We start from the raw sequence: 15611 nt of genomic DNA, 5'->3' as shown, positions 1-15611 counted from the left end.
ACGCTATTAAACTTGTGACCCACATTCCACAGTCGGGTTGCGAAAGTCTGAGGTATTTTATGTAGTTGCTTAGACCTAAAAATTAACTTAGCCGAGCGCCTTAGCTATGTTCATTGGTTTAAGAAAATCGTCGTCGTTCAATAAATTAAATAATAACCAGTGCATCTGGTTAATAACAGATGCACTGGTTAGCGATGACTGTGGTGCGGTTTCTCTCTACTTCCCATTTCCCACTCTTTTCCCGTTAATCTTTTACCCTCCCCAACTTTCCATCACCTTAATTTCTACCTCGCAAGGAATCGGAGAGAGAAACTTATTCCCAGCTCTCACCATACATTTTTTAAGAAAGGCTTTAACTGGCCTCACTTTTTCAAGAGGACACTCTATTAAAATTTCATCGTGAACCACACAAATCAGTTTAGCATCCGTGCAGCTTATAGGTGAAAAAATGAGAGCAAGAGCGAGTTTAGTAATGTCAGCGCTCATCCCTTGAATTGGGTTATTTAGCATTTCGTTAAGCAGCGGTTTAGTAGCTTTTGACCATAATCTCCTTCTGCCTAAAACGGTGCGACTTTCTCGAATACCTCGGCTCCATGCGCTCCGAACTTTGGCGTGAAATTGTTTGATACCTGTATAGGATTCAAAGAACTTCTTACGAAAGTACGAAGCTTGTTCCAGCGTTAAAATGACTCCATGCTCTGCTTGAGCCATAAGCTTAAATTTCCTAACTCCCATGCCATAAATTAAACCGAAGTTAATAATTTTGCCGAGTTGTCTATCTTCGATAGTAATTTCAGCTAAAAGTTTTCCCAACACCAAGGAAGCTGTCAAAGAATGCAAATCTTCTCCTTGAGAGTAAGCTTTCACCATCCTAATATCCCCTGACACTTTCGCCATAATTCGCAGTTCAATCTGGCTGTAATCAGCTTTAAGTAAGACGTAACCGGGTGCAGCTTTAAAACACTGCCTGGTTTCTTTATCTCTGGGGATATTTGTTAAATTAGGCTTTCGACAACTAAACCGCCCTGACCTAGCACCAATCTGAAACCAATTAGAATGAATGCGCCCTGTAATTGGGTGAATATGTTCTGGTAAACCCAGAGAAAAAGTGTTGATGCGAGCAAATAAACTGCGATATTCTAAGAGTGCTTGAATAACGGGATACTCGCCCTGCAAAGGAATTAAGTGTTGAGAATTAGTGGAAGTAACAGGAATGCCTTTCTCTTGCAAAGCCGCTAATACTTGTTTCGGAGAACAAGGATTAATTGTATCTGTAAATTCTGGCAGTAGAGAGATTTGTTTATGAGGGTTAGGTCGATGGAGTTGTGAATTAATTTGTCTTAAAAGGGAATCGCGCTTAGTCGCAAGTTTCTTTCCTAAAACACTCCACAGTTCTCTATCTAAAAGCATCCCATTAAGTTCCATAGAAGCCACCGCAGGTAAACAGGCAAATTCTAGTTTCGCAGTCTGCCAAAGTTCTGCTGAATAAAGCTGGCGGTGAAGTACCTCACATAGCGGTAGTAAAATTGCAGCATCAGTAGCAGCATATTGCAGTTGAGTTGGACTCAATTCTCCTGACCAGTCGCTAACCTGCTGTGCTTTATCTAGCTTAACTTTCAGCAATTTATCAGCAACAGCTTCCAGAGACGAAGTGCGCTTGAGTCCGGCTGTCAGCACCCGGTAAGCCAGATAAGTATCAAAAAAAGGCTTGGATGGTGAAAGCCCAGCCCTAGTCAGCATCAGCCAGTCAAACTTGAGGTTATGTCCAACTTTGAGGGCATTTCCGGCTAAGAGGGAGCGCAGGGGGCTGAGATCGGTGGGCGCGATCGCAAAGAGATCGACGATCGCTACTGGCATACCGGGAATAGCAAGCTGTACGAGGCGAACTTTAGCTCGGTATGGGTCAATTCCAAAAGCGGTTTCGCAGTCGAGTCCAAAGCATGAAGCCTGTTGAAATGGTTTAAGAGCTAATTCTAATTCTGAACCACTATTTAACAGTTGATAAGGAGTTTGAACTAGGTTAAGTTTCATTTGAGGGGGAAGGGGAAGGGGAAGGTTAAGAGAAAGGGAGGGAGAAGGGGAGAGGGGGAAAGAGGGAGAGAGGGAGAGGGGGAGAGAGGGAGAGGGGGAGGAAAAACAAGTTATTTAGGGAAGGGAAAATCCAGGTTTTTGTTAGCTTTTATTGAATAAAGAAAAGCGAAAATTTATCCTTCCTTCCCCTTATTTTTTAGCAATTACTAACCACGATTCGACAGTAACAGGTCTTAATGTTCCCCAAAAAGCTTCTAGGGGCAGTTCAATTAGGAAGCGCTGACAACTGAAATCAATCGCCCACCGGGTGCGAGAAATAGATCGAAAGCTCGTCTAATAATTGTTAAGTCCACTCCTCTTTCTAAGGGACTAAATGAAAAAGGAGGATTGGCTACTAATAGTGGATAGAGACGCTGGGGTTCAGCTTTCATAAATTTTTCCAAAATGGCAACCCATCCCCTTTAGGGGTGGGAGGAATTTTCGCGGCTGTCTTCCGCCGTGACTCTTGGCTGGAAAAGAGTAGCTATAGCCATCTTTTCTTTGAACAATCTGGCAATATTTGTGACTAATACCTTGCACCAATTCTGATGCAGAAATATTGAATGAACCTGATGTTCTCACCGCAACACGACCCGCGTATTTGCCAACTTTCTTCCCATCAGTAACAATTGCTTTTACAATATCGCCCGTCTGGAAACCTTTGACAAACTTATTCCGGGGAACGTGCCGAGACGGAAAGCCAAATTTATCAGTTCGGCACATTTGGCGAGTACCGTGTCCAGTCGCTTTAATCAGCAATGGTTGACTTGTTAGAACTTCCAAAGATTCAACTTTTCCAGTACAGGCCGCATCAAGCCAATGAGATTTAGCTAGTCCCAGTCGGGTTCGATTGAACTTAGTCAATCCACCAGACCCAGTTGAAACAGGCAATCCCGTTTCTTTTAGCCGATTAAACAAAGCCCATCGAGTCGAATTGACCGCCGCCGCATCTTTCAGAGGACGCTTTGCTTGCGATAAAACTCGCTTTAAAACATCTGGTTTTTTAGCTAAAAACTTCTCAATGTTCTGAGTACCTTTCTTGAGATTGCACTTCTCACAAGCAAGGCAAAGATTAGAGACGCGGTTAGTGCCGCCTTTAGCTTTGGGGTGAATGTGTTCAACCTGTAAAGGCACATTTTCAGCATCACAATATGCACACTTTCTATCCCATTTCTCCAGTAAATACTCTCGGACTTCATAGCCACATAAAGTACCTTGCTGGTACTCAATTCCAGAAATCTCCGGGTTTTCTATTTGCTGCAAGTCAAAACGTACAAGCTCTTGAACAATTGATCCAATAGGGGCAAATTTGATCAACTTGTTCACCCAAGTCATTATCGTTTCAACTCTGTGTTGGAGACTAGGAACTAACCAACCCTTTGGTCGGGTGCGATTTAGAAACCTGGCTTGACGATAACGAGTATGGCGATTTCTACGTGAGCGCCGTAGTGAGCGGCGAGATTCAAGGCTGGCTTTGATTGCTTGACCCCGATGGGTTAATTCAGCGCCCCACATAACTTTTTCTCCTTGTACCAATGCGATACCAGTTGTTTTACTACCAGGATCTAACTTGAGAGTTAATGGCTCTGGTTTGGTATCCACAACTTTCTTGAGGATTATTGCCATCGGGTAGCGACGAAATATTGCGGCTTTGCCATCAGTTAACAACCGCCTTGCTACCGAGGGATGACAAGGACTTAAAGGTTCTTTGTTGGCATCAATAACTAATACGTAATTTGACATTTCTGCCTCTCCATTTCTGGGTAAAGTTAGCTTCGCCAATGTTTTAAGAGCTTTTTATACTTGCAACACTACTTCAGTGACCTTGAAGTTTTTTAATTGCAAATGACAGAGCAGGGAACTAGCTTCGCATTCACCCGGTGTCTTGACTCTAAAAACGTAGTCAGTTAAGACTTAGGCTGGTCAGCATGGCTTGTTTTGACTCTTGTCTTGTCTTACAAGCCCATCCCCTAAAGGGGTGGGTTACTGACAAAATCTGAGCCAACCAAATTAAATCCTTGCTGAAATAAAATTTGTTGCAGCAAAGGATTAATTTCAATGACATCGACAACGGCTCCAGCAGATTGCAATTTTCTAGCAACAGCGCCTTCTCCGGCTGTCGGATCTAACGCTACAATGCCAGGAGTGACTTGAGCATATTTTAACATTTCTTCTAAAACAAATTCTGATGATGGAAACCACGAATAAGGTGGATTAGTTAATAGTTTCTCGTACAGGTTTTGAGGATGGATAGGTAAAGAATTCATAATGCCAGGATTAGTTAATAGTTTGTTTGCAACCGCAATCGGTAGCAAGCTATTGCTAAAGAAGATTGTTGTTTATAGTTAAACCTATCCCCCTCCATTAGGATCGATCCAGTTGAGCTATCAAATATTGTCGATTGTGGTGATGGCATTCGTTTTATCGTTAACTTAGGCTAGAAGTGTTTTCTAGTTTCATGTATTGTTATGAACCCTCATTACCCAGACGAATCCACATCAAGCTATAACACTTCTGGCTACCAGTCAGAGGGCTATCAATCAGCCGGCTATTCACTACCTCAGAAATCTCAACAAGGTAACTTTGAAGACGGCTATCAAGAAAATGTGTACGACGAGTCTAATCTAGCAGATTGTGCTTGGACGGACACAGCATCTCATCCCAATCCACAGTTAGAACTGGAAATTTAATAGTTGGGAGTGGGAAGGGCAGCTTTATGACACTCATAACATAGGCAACCCAACCTTCCCACTTATAGCAGTTTTCAATTGGGTAGGTACTACTTTTAATTAGCAATTAGCAATTAGCAACTACCCTGTTATCAGGCAACTGAAAACCGCTCTACTTATTGGAATTGCCAATGCTATGAAAGTGCTAAATAATGTTCGCTTTGACCTGAATAAGTTAATTTGGCTCTTAATAAGAGCTACAGCAATTGGGTTAATTTCTGTTGCACTAGCACTGGAATTCCCAGGGATTGCTAATGCTTCTGAGTTAAATTCCTTACCAGTTCGGATCTGGGAAATTCCTGGTAATGACCAACAAAAGTCTGCTACAAGAGTTTTATTGCCTGACTGGAGCCAAATTACTTTTAGCAACTTACCACCAGTTTCTAATTCATCTAGTTGGGGAGGCCGGAGTTGGTCACAAGGCAACACTCCTGACCAAATCTTGCAACTCGGAGACCTCAGCGAAGCTCTCAAACCAGAAATTCTTTCTCTTGAAAGCATTGAACAGTTAGCAACAGGAGGAACAAACCTAGAAAATATCTCTCTAGCAGCATTTCCACTCTTGGGCAGACAAAAGGTAGAGAAGCTCATACAAATTGTGCCGAATTTAAGCTCTTTCAAATTGAAAGAAGTTGCCCCTCTTGCATCTTTAGCTTCTCAAACTTCGCTCATCAATGCGTCTAATGCTGGCGAACTCCCGCTCAGTCAACTTATGTCTAAATTTCCCCAGTTCGCTGAAGCTTCTCTCAACCAAATAGACCTTTCTGGGTTTTATTTAATGGACATTCCCTCTTTGTCAAGTGTCAATTTAGAACAGTTTGAGGGATGGATATCAGAGCGGATTGCTGACATTCCCTTACTCAATCAAGTGCCTTTGAGCAGTTTTCCAATTCCTGTGGTAGAACTGGGTTTAACTGCGATGCGAATTGACATGATCTATGGCACGGCTGAAAGTAAGCGCTCTAATACAATCTCAGGTTCTAACGTAGAAGGATTTGCGGTAGCGTGCGAGAAAGATTGCGCTTACATTGAACTTGATGATTTAGAAAACAGCGGTCGCAAGCTTGCATCAAAACTGGAAGGGAAGCAGTGGATTAGCGGTAAATATCAGGAAGTGCAAGGCGGTTCTGGCTGTTTGGCTGGTTGGGAACCAACGGGTCGGCATCCCTTTGGAGATGCGTTTAAAGTAGTGGTAATGGAGCCATCAGAAACCAGCGATACTGTTGACACGGCTCTGTACTTCAGGTTTAGTTTGCCTTGCGGCAAATCGCCTTACATTATTGGCCCATTTCCGTTCTTGTCCTACCAAACAAATTCCCCTATCTTTGTTGGCAAAGTGGAGGGGGGTGCTTCTAACAGTATTTCTCGCCCTACTGATGCTGTATCCTCACCTAAACTTTCCCAACCAAAAGGCTCAAATCAACAGCCGTCTCAGCTTAAACAAAACCGTCTGCCCACAAAGAAGGCCATTCCCGAATCAAAGGGAGATTGCGTCCAACCTGCCACCTACATTAACAATGTTGATGTGGCTGCTTTATCCGAGGCGATCGCCAATTTGGAAAGTGCAGGTAGTGGTGACTACGAAGCAATCGGTACTGCTACCTGTGCAGATGGCGATCGCAACTGCGGGCGGGCACTAGGTCGCTATCAATTTATGAGCTACCGGGAAGATGTGCAGGAGGCGATCGCTTCTGTACCTGGGGGTGCGGAGTTCCTCAAAAAAGTTAATAGTGGCACTCAGCCTACTTCAGAGGAGCTTTTTCAATACTTTCCCCCAGCGGTTCAAGATCGGGTTTTGCAAAATTCTCTGGCTGAGAGTGTAGTTGGCACGCAGCAGGAAATTGACCCGAAAAGTACGCAGTTATTCAGTGGCGATCGCTTAATTGAACGAGTGGCACAAAAGCACTTTGGCGGTTCTAGCAGTAAGGTGGATGCCAGCTACTCGGATATTTTAGGAGGCTACTCGCTTAAGCAGTACGGAGAAAAAGTCAAAACGCTTTACAACTATAACCGCAACAATAGCAGTTGCATTTCGAGTTCGATCAGCAACCACTCTGGCGGTGAGACATGGACTTGGCGTACTCGTTGGTTGCCAATAGCCGCGACTATCAGCATGGTTTTAGGATCAATAAAGTTCTTTAGGGGAGAATTTTCAGTACGCCCGAAACAATCATTCCTACTACAAGTCATCTTGGGTTTAGCAGTAGCAATAGCGGCAACTACACTCACTCATTGAATTTATTAGTGCCTGAATAGAGGAAAATATGCAAGAGTTGAATGAACAAGTAGTCAAATGCAGTAAACCCCCAGCTTGGTTGAATCGGGCTGGCTATTGGTTTCGCATTGGTTTAACAATTTTTATTGGTTTAGCCATGCTATTGGGAACCGCAGCTTGTAGTGCAAGTAGCGAGACAACTTTTTCTCAATTATCCTGGGAGAAAGCTAGTGGAATTGCTCCCCCAGAAACCTTGATCGAGATTGTACAATCTCATGGCAGTATTTTGGAGCCAAAAGAAGCGATCGCCACTATGCGTGTCCAACAAGTGACGGGTAAGAAAGGTCAACTGAATTTGTACGACTTTAACAATTCCAAGCTGTGTGGCAAGATGGGCTGTCTTTACGTTGGCTACTTAATCCCTAATGATAAAAGTCAGGTTCAACGTGAAGTTTTCACAGCTTACCTTAACCCCAATATTGCACCAAAAACAGCTTTATTTGAAGTTGAAAGAGGCGCACAAGGTGACGTGGAATTGCCCTGTTTACTGGTCAACCAACTCGTGAAAAAAAGCCAACGCAGGCTGAAGTTTTGCTATAATGGGCTTGTCTATCAATTGACATAGAAAAGGGGAATGCGGAGTGCAGAGTATCGCACAGTTTTTGATTACCAACGACGACAGGATAAGAGTTTGAGAAAAATTACCACCAAGAGCCAATTAACCCTTGTAGTCATTTTCCCCAAACTTTCCGAAGTATTGATTGAAGAAAGGAAAGCTAAAATTATCTTTCCTTCCCCTTCCCTCTGTTCTTCAAAACTTAATCAAGGTCAGTTTCTCCATCCACCTCAATTTGAACCTCTGTCGGTTCTTCAAAGTCATCCAATTCCTCTAGTTCTGTATCAAATTCTGACTCAACTTGTGCTATTTTACGAGGTAGCTTGGATTGACTTTTCGCTTGACCTTTACGGTGGTCTGAATTTTTACTTAAAGCAGGCAACACCTGAACTTTAAGGGAGGCTGAACGTTCTGGTTGGTTATCAGTATCAGCCGCTAAAGCTGGTAATTGAGCTTCTCCAGCTTCAAGAAAGCCACCAATGCTATTGTGTAAATTCCAAACCTCTTTTTTCTGCTTCGGCTTACCGAGATATAGTTTAGGCAAATTCGCCTGAGTTGGCTTAGTAATGCTGTAAGTTTTGCAGCAGAACGATTTATTTTTGCCTTCCCCTTCTTTGATAGCTCGGAAGTGAACATTCAAAACTCCTAATGAGCGCCATCTGTCATTTTTGCCACTGTATTCTACCTCAAAGTAATCAGCAAATGCCCTTTCTAAGTTGCGGTAAAACTCTTCTCTAGCACTCTTAAAGCTCCAAAGAGATACATTTTTGAACCGCACTACTATGGGGGATTTGTGCAATGGTAAATTCTGGGAATTTAAGAAAATGAGAGCGTGTTCTGAACAGACCTCCTGCATCTTTTTGTTGAAACTATGGCGGTATTCGTCATACAATCCAACAAATGCACCAGCTAATTCACCATTTTCTTCAATATCCTTGTATCGAATGTACTCTGGCATAAAAGCTAATACCAAAATTTTCACTTTTTGGAGCAGCAATCCAGTCACTTCTTCAGTTAACTCAACTGTTGTTAAGTCTGATTCAGACGGGATGGAGTACCACTCAGCTTTGATGAGTTGGTCAGTAGGAATTAAGATGCCAGCAGGGTTGTCATTGATGACAATACCGTAGGGTAAAGACGGTTTGCGTGCTTGATTGTATCCACTGCCGAATAGTTCTGGGTCAACTTGATATGCTTCAGAAGTTGTGTTTTCTTGAGTAGCTTCCTTTGCACTTTTAGGTGTTGATATTTTAGCCTTTGTTTGGGGTGTGGCGTTATTAGTTCTGACCATTATTTACTTATTTGAGTCGTTATCAACCCTTCATAGGCGATAGCCGTTCTTTTAATGTAGAAGGGGAAGGGGAAGGAAGGAGACAGCAGATTGCAGGTTTGTAGATGACAGCTTAGTAGCAATAAAAGCAATAATAACCTGTTTTTCCGTTCGGTATCTCACGGCCCAGCCTTCCTCTTCCCCTTCCCCCTCCCTCAATAATCTAGTTTTTCCTTCCCCTTCCCCCAATAACTTAGTTTTTCCTTCCCCTTCCCCTTCCCCTTCCCCTTCCCCTTCCCCTTCCTATGAAAAATCTTCAATTGTTTTCTCAAAACCACCCAAAATTAGTGCTTCAAGTACAAACCCAGCCGGCAACTAAACGCCCGCTTATTGGCATAGACTTTAAGGGTTTGATTGGTCAATTTATCAATCCAGAAGGACTTTCAATGCTAGGCTTATTACTAGCTTTATTTGTCTTCTCAAAGATAATTGGAAGTGGCAAAGGAAAAGTTACTTCAGGTCGGTTGTGCGGTACGGCTGAAAAGATGGCAGCGACAGGTCTGGCCCTCAAACAAATGAAAGAAAAAAAACGGCAACCCGTTACTTTATGGAGCGGCACGCCGACTTATTGGTTCAAGAATATAAAGGGATTGAGCGCTCAGTTACAAACGCTATTAGGCGCAAATCCTACTGTTTGGTTTCCTCATGCTGAACGCGGTACTTTAGTAATTGGTGCTCCGGGTTCTGGCAAAACCTTTAGTGTGATTGATCGGATGGTTGAGAGTGCATTTCAGCAAGGTTTTCCTGTGATTATTTACGATAAAAAAGGAGACCAGATGAAGCTGCACGCGCCCCTGGCAGTGCGCTACGGCTATGACGTGCAAGTGTTTGCGCCGGGGGAAGCTTACAGTGGTACTATCAATCCTCTGGATTTTATGAGAGATGCACAAGATGCAGTAATGGCAGCAGAAATTGGGCAAGTTATTGCTCGCAATGCAAGTCCGGGAGAGAGTAAAGGTAATGAGTTTTTTGAGAAAGCAGGGGAGTTAATGGCGAAGGGTTTAGTGCAGTTAGCAAAAGGCAGTCCTTACCCGGATTTGGCTTTTGTTTATGCGATTATTCAGCTTCCCGATTTAGTTAGTCGCATTCACCATGCTGTCCACCGCCCGGAGGGTCATCCTCTCAAAATGGACAGGTGGATTGCCTCTAGTTTTTCACAGTTATTAAGTTCAAAAGATGCTGAAAAAACAGTGGCGGGTATTAAGGCAAGCGCAGAGGCAACTTATTCAAGTTTTATTCAAAAAGATTTGCTGCGGGCATTTATTGGTCACAGTACAATTCCCATTGTTTTGTCGGGCAAAAAGTGCATTATTTTTAAATTAGACGACCAAAGGCGCACTGTAGTGGGGCCGCTATTAGCTGCTGCTATTCACTTATGTGTAGTGTCTAATTTGAGTCGAGTACGTTCTGACCCATTTGTGTACTGTCTCGATGAGTTTCCGTCTCTCAAGTTCGATAGAATGGATCAGTGGGCTAACGAATATCGTTCGGCTGGTGGCGTGCCGATTGTTGGCATTCAATCCCTCAATCAACTCTATAATCTCTATGGGGATAAAAAAGGGGCGGCGATCGCAAGTGCTTTGTCAACTCATGTGTTGTTCAACCCCGGTGATTTTGATACAGCGGAGAAGTATTCTAAGCGGTATGGGGAAGTGGAAGTGCTGGTAAAAAATCGCTCTACAGGTAGCTCGACGGGGCAACAAACAAGCCGTTCTGTCAATTGGAGCGAGCAGTTGCAAAAGAAACCGCTTTTGAGTGCCGATGAGATTCTGAGGTTTCCGCAAGGGAAGTGCGTTATCACTTCACCGGCTTACAGTTCGGATTCAGAAGCTCTGTTTCCCTATTCCTTGAAAATCCCGGTTCGACAACGAGACTTAAAGCAAGCTAAAGAGTCAGAAGCTCTCTGGGACAGTCATATCTGTCCGCAGTTGTCTCAAAGAGCAGCCTTGCTGTCTGTTAACCGATTGACAGGACAATTAATTAATATCGATCAGGAATTGGAAAATCGGATTCGAGCTGCTGAAAAAATGCTGCCTCATCCCAATGACCCCGATGAACCAGTGACAACTGGAGAGGTGGAGGTTAGGAATGTTGCCAATTCTTCTAAATCTCTGGCTGCGGAAGCATTAATTTTTAGCAGTCTTAGGAAGAAACTGCTAAATGCTGAGATTGGGAAAGAAGGGGAGGGGGAAGGGGAGGGGGAAGGGTAGAAAAAGCTGATTATTTGGGGATAATGTACCAATTGCGTAAATCCTGCTTTTATTGAATAAAGAAAAGCGAAAATTTATCCTTCCTTCTCCTTTCCCCTCGCCTTCTCAAAAGTACAAAGAAGTGAGTAGGAAGTAAACCTCTAATCCCCTCCCTTCCCTTTCTCCCCCCTTCCCCTTCCCCTTCCCCCTCCCCCTCTTAAATTATGCAAATAAAAGCTGATATTTTGATTGTAGATGACAGCCGTGACAACATTCACTTACTGTCTAAAGTGCTGGTTGAAAGTGGCTACAAAGTCAGGAAGGTCATTAGTGGAGAGCGAGCGTTAAAAGCAGTGAGCCTCCAGCCTCCCGACTTGATTTTGTTGGACGTAAAAATGCCAGGGATGGATGGCTATGAAGTCTGCCGTCACTTAAAAGCACAAGAGAATACGGCAGAAATTCCGATTATTTTTATTAGTGCTTTGGATGATATTTTTGACAAAGTAAAAGGGTTTGAAACAGGTGGCGCTGACTACATTATTAAACCCTTTGAGCCGATGGAAGTGCTGGTACGAGTGGAAGCTCAGCTAAAAATGAGCCAATTGCAGCAGCAACTTCTTTGTGCTAACAAACAACTGGTTACACAAAATAGCCAACTCGCTCAGGAAATTCAGGAAAGACAACAGGCTGAAATGGGTTTGAAAGTTTTTATGCACGCTGTTTCCCACGACTTGCGAAATCCCATTACAGGAATGTCAATTATTTTGCAATGTTTCCTCAAAGAGCAGTCAGTTGAACCGAAGAAAGTGGTAGGAGAAAATGAAGTTGTTATTGATAAGTCAAGTTTAGAAAGTATCCTGCAAAGCTGTTCGCGCCAAATCAAACTGATTAATTCTCTGATTGAAATGCAGCAGGGTGATATTGTAGGTGTCCCTTTGGAGTTACAGCCAATGGATCTCTACAGTTTGACACGCAGCATTCTCTTAGAGTGGGAATTAATGTTGGCAAAACGCCAAGTTGTCCTCAATTATCAATTTACTCCTGATTTACCTTTAGTTAATGCCGATTCCGCTCAGCTCAGGCGAGTCTTTGAAAATTTGATTGGCAATGCTCTCAAATACAATCCAGTTGGATTTACGTTAACATTAGGTGCATCGCTGGAGCGAGAGGCCTCTTATCTACGCTGCACGGTGAGAGATAATGGGGTGGGAATAAAATCAGAGCATTGTGCTTCATTGTTTGAACTGTACGTGCGAGGTAGTGGTGTTAAGCGTACTGCTGGGGTTGGCTTAGGGCTTTACATCTCGAAGCAAATAGTCGAGGCGCATGGTGGAGAAATTGGTGTAGAGAGTGAGCTAGGTAAGGGTACTACTTTTTGGTTCACTTTGCCAGTGTTTAAACCAGACCACTACGCAGGGCAATAACCGCAGCTTGTACGCGATCGTTAGTCTCCATTTTGTTGAAAATCGCTTTAATGTAACCTTTGATAGTATTAGGGCTTAAGTGCAGTTGATAACCGATATCTTTATTGCTTTTGCCCTCTGCCATTAGTTTTAATACCGTCAATTCTCGCGCGGTAAACAGGGATTCTTCGCAGTTAGTTGTGGGTTTTCTGAGATTTTGAATGACACAAGTGGCAATTTTAGCGTCTAGGTAGGTGCTACCTTCTCGGACAGCATTGATGGCTGTTAATAGCTGTTCTGTGCTAGTGCCTTTAATGCAATAACCCTCTGTTCCACAAGATAAGGAAGCCAATACTTCTGTATCACTGGTGTGTGAAGTTAGCATGAGGATGCGGGTATGGGGTAGCAATGTTTTTATTTGACTGGCAACAGCAATGCCGTCGATATCAGGTAAGCCAATATCCATGAGGATAATATCTGGTTTTAGCTTGGAAGCTACATCTATTGCTGAATTGCCATCTTCTACCTGCCCGACAATAGTAAATTGAGGTTCTGTTGCTAGGAGCCGTGATAGTCCCAATTGCATCATGGGATCGTCTTCGACAATTAGGATGGTTGATGGTTTGGTTGCTTTTACTCCAGCGATCATTTTTTTCTCCAGATTAAAGGTAGGAGGCGAACTTTCTGCCGAAATTTGACAGAAAGCTTTAGCTCGTTCCTAAATTGTTGAACTTGTAAGCTAGTATTGTCCTCATCTGTTGGGAAGATTTTTAATACTGCTAGTCTGTCTTTGGTTTGAGAGTCGTAGGGAGGAGGTACATTAACTATAGTTGAGCTAGTCTCCCTTGAAGTCCACCCTACCCTAATACGGTTCAGTTAATGTTTTTTGGTCATTGCGAGCCAAGCGAAGCGCAGTTGCGAGGGTACGAAGCAAGCCCGAAGCAATCGCACTATCTGTTTTTAACAGGGTTGGGTCTCCATGAGTGTCTTATCTGAATCGTATTGCACCATACCCATCAATAATCGAACTTTGCGATCGCTCTTGCGTGAGTCGATATTGAAGCCAGAAGAAAGCCAGTTGGTGCAGAAGTGCAGGGAAATGGTTAACGGATCGCTCTTTCATTTCCCTATAAATAAAAGAGTGAGAAAAATCAACGACTCCACCTTCAATTGAACTTACCAGTTATACCCTGGTGGAACGTCGTTGGGCGGATTAGGATTAGAAACTGGTGGCACAGAAGTTGGTGGCACAGAAGTTGGTGGTACAGAAATTGGTGGTACAGAAATTGGTGGAGTAGGAGTTGGCGCTACAGGAGTTGGTGCATTTCCTCCCAACCAAGGAGGAGTGCTATAATTTCTCGGTTGACAATTACCACCATTACAATCTGCTAATACTGGCAATTTGGGAATAGCAGCATTAACACCAATTTGACTGCAACCATACTTAATTTTCATGTAACCATTTTCGCCCCAATCATTACCCCAAGAATTGCGAACAATCCAATAGCCACCTGCATCATCCCAACCAATAATATTAATGGCATGATTAGGTTTGCCGTTACTGCAAGCATTAAAAACTCCCGTACCTTTGTAAGCGTGGAATGCTTCATCTGAATGAACACCAGCCCAGACGACTCCAAAGGCATAGATAGCCTGTTTAATTTTAGTGATATTTGCTGGAGAACCTGAATCGTCATTTAGATCTATGAACTGAAAAGCCTTGATATCAAAAAGATTGCCAGAACCCGGTCTACTAAAGTTTCTACAAGTTGATTCTCGCTTTTCATAGGGATAAGCTTGTTCGCCAACCAAGCCTGATTCATAGCGATAGTCGGAATCTTTATCGCTGATAAATCCGCCACTGCAACTAAAGTTATTACGATTGCAAGAAAGAAGTTGTTGTTCGCTCAAATCAAGGCTGCTGCTAGGCTGTTTATAAAGCGAACTGTAAGCAATTTCTTGAGCGCTGACTGCTGCAAAAGCCCAACAACTACCACAGTTTCCTTGAGTTCTAATTGCAGGAACTACACCCCATTCGCGGGCATCAAAACGATTGGGTAATTGATTTGGATTGGGAATAGGTCGAGGTGGTACGGGTTGAGGCGGTACGGGGGTGGGATTATTTCGGGATGCGTCTTGAATGAGACGAGTTAATATGTCCAGAATATTAATCACATTGGGTCTAAAGTTGGCGGGAATGCGTGTTCCGTTGAGCAGTTCGAGTAATATTCTGAAGGCTTGGCTGTCTCCAACTTCAAAAGTCCAACCTTCCCGTTTTCCCCGTTCTCGCAGTGCGGCTAATTCTGCTGCTACTTGTTGGTCAGATTTGCGGAAGGCTCGTTTTTGTTCGATGGTTTGGGGAGTAACGGGTTGTGGTGGCTGAGGATTTTTTCGCGTTAAAGTAAAAGGCACTTTTGTTCTTCCGTAGCAGAACACATCACCAGTAATTTGATTACCGTCACTACTAATGAGACCGTACAATTGAAAAACTTCCGTGTTACCGTCAGATACTTTAACACTAAATTGGTTGCCAGATATAGTACCAGCTATTCTAGGATTTGGGTTATTATTTGCAACTATTCCTCCCTGTATGTTAATCTGATTTCCCTGTTGCACTATGTTCATCGAACCTTTACCACTACCAAGTTCAAGTGCTGGTCTGCAATTTTCTCCAAAATAATATGTTTCGTATATCCAATCACCGCTAAGATTGACTTGTCCAGCTTGGCTAAGGTTATTTGGGTTAAAATTCGCTTTTTGCTGATCAGATGTATCAACTTTCGAGACAAAGGAATCACGGGGATTTGGTAAAATATTCATGCTTTGAGCAGGGCTTTTGACAGATAAACCTTGTTGCACCTCTCCTGCTGATGTTACTAAATCAGGGCGGATAATATTAGAATTTGAGTCTTGAGAAGACGGGGGTGTTTGTCCATTGCCAGGAATAGGCTGCGTAATTGCAACTACAACAAAACTAGCGATTCCCCAAGTAATAAATCCAATCCGACGCATAATTTACCTCAACTACTTTCAAATTTGTTTGTGCAAGTTAATAAAAT

General features: G+C 43.1%; 12 protein-coding genes. 5 read left to right on the top strand and 7 right to left on the bottom strand.

The window, feature by feature from the left end; translation table 11 throughout:
* Window positions 1–252: 252 nt before the first annotated feature.
* The 4 genes from QUB35_RS20210 to QUB35_RS20195 form a co-directional block, all read right to left on the bottom strand.
* Window positions 253–2031, bottom strand: a complete 1779-nt coding sequence (locus QUB35_RS20210) for a bifunctional 3'-5' exonuclease/DNA polymerase (protein ID WP_333143550.1) — start codon at window positions 2029–2031, stop codon at window positions 253–255.
* Window positions 2032–2300: 269 nt separating this feature from the next.
* Complete coding sequence (locus tag QUB35_RS20205) at window positions 2301–2462, bottom strand: hypothetical protein (RefSeq protein ID WP_333143549.1); 162 nt, start codon at window positions 2460–2462, stop codon at window positions 2301–2303.
* Window positions 2452–3813 carry an RNA-guided endonuclease IscB gene (gene iscB, locus QUB35_RS20200; RefSeq protein ID WP_333143548.1) on the bottom strand — a complete coding sequence of 454 codons (1362 nt, stop codon included), beginning with the start codon at window positions 3811–3813 and terminating at the stop codon, window positions 2452–2454. The genes QUB35_RS20205 and iscB overlap by 11 nt, the downstream gene beginning before the upstream one ends.
* 227 nt (window positions 3814–4040) lie before the next feature.
* Window positions 4041–4337 carry a hypothetical protein gene (locus QUB35_RS20195; protein WP_333143547.1) on the bottom strand — a complete coding sequence of 99 codons (297 nt, stop codon included), beginning with the start codon at window positions 4335–4337 and terminating at the stop codon, window positions 4041–4043.
* 201 nt (window positions 4338–4538) lie between these two features.
* Between QUB35_RS20195 and QUB35_RS20190 the strand changes: the two genes are divergently transcribed.
* The 3 genes from QUB35_RS20190 to QUB35_RS20180 all read left to right on the top strand — a co-directional run bounded on the left by QUB35_RS20190 (window position 4539) and on the right by QUB35_RS20180 (window position 7639).
* The gene (locus tag QUB35_RS20190) at window positions 4539–4760 is read left to right on the top strand and encodes a hypothetical protein (protein ID WP_333057816.1); all 222 of its coding nucleotides are present in this window, start codon (window positions 4539–4541) and stop codon (window positions 4758–4760) included.
* 175 nt (window positions 4761–4935) lie between these two features.
* Window positions 4936–7035, top strand: a complete 2100-nt coding sequence (locus tag QUB35_RS20185) for a hypothetical protein (protein WP_333143546.1) — start codon at window positions 4936–4938, stop codon at window positions 7033–7035.
* A gap of 28 nt (window positions 7036–7063) precedes the next feature.
* Window positions 7064–7639, top strand: coding sequence for a hypothetical protein (locus QUB35_RS20180; RefSeq protein WP_333143545.1), 576 nt, complete (start codon window positions 7064–7066; stop codon window positions 7637–7639).
* A 193-nt stretch (window positions 7640–7832) separates the two neighbouring features.
* Here QUB35_RS20180 and QUB35_RS20175 read toward each other — a convergent pair whose 3' ends face one another.
* A complete protein-coding gene (locus tag QUB35_RS20175) occupies window positions 7833–8921 on the bottom strand; it encodes a DUF5895 domain-containing protein (protein WP_333143544.1) in 1089 nt (362 codons plus the stop codon).
* Window positions 8922–9247: 326 nt separating this feature from the next.
* Between QUB35_RS20175 and QUB35_RS20170 the strand changes: the two genes are divergently transcribed.
* Together QUB35_RS20170 and QUB35_RS20165 are read left to right on the top strand one after the other, a co-directional pair.
* Entirely contained in the window at window positions 9248–11170 is a 1923-nt protein-coding gene (locus QUB35_RS20170; RefSeq protein WP_333143543.1) for a type IV secretion system DNA-binding domain-containing protein, read from the top strand.
* Window positions 11171–11373: 203 nt separating this feature from the next.
* Window positions 11374–12573, top strand: a complete 1200-nt coding sequence (locus QUB35_RS20165) for a hybrid sensor histidine kinase/response regulator (protein WP_333143542.1) — start codon at window positions 11374–11376, stop codon at window positions 12571–12573.
* Here QUB35_RS20165 and QUB35_RS20160 read toward each other — a convergent pair.
* Window positions 12545–13201: a response regulator transcription factor gene (locus QUB35_RS20160; RefSeq protein ID WP_333057822.1), complete on the bottom strand. Its 657-nt coding sequence runs from the start codon at window positions 13199–13201 to the stop codon at window positions 12545–12547. The two genes, QUB35_RS20165 and QUB35_RS20160, sit on opposite strands and share 29 nt — an antisense overlap.
* Window positions 13202–13728: 527 nt before the next feature.
* Window positions 13729–15564, bottom strand: a complete 1836-nt coding sequence (locus QUB35_RS20155) for a C1 family peptidase (protein ID WP_333143541.1) — start codon at window positions 15562–15564, stop codon at window positions 13729–13731.
* Window positions 15565–15611 lie beyond the last annotated feature (47 nt).

Source organism: Microcoleus sp. B13-B6, from assembly GCF_036705405.1.
Classification (GTDB): domain Bacteria; phylum Cyanobacteriota; class Cyanobacteriia; order Cyanobacteriales; family Microcoleaceae; genus Microcoleus.
This window is presented reverse-complemented; position numbering and strand designations above follow the sequence as displayed.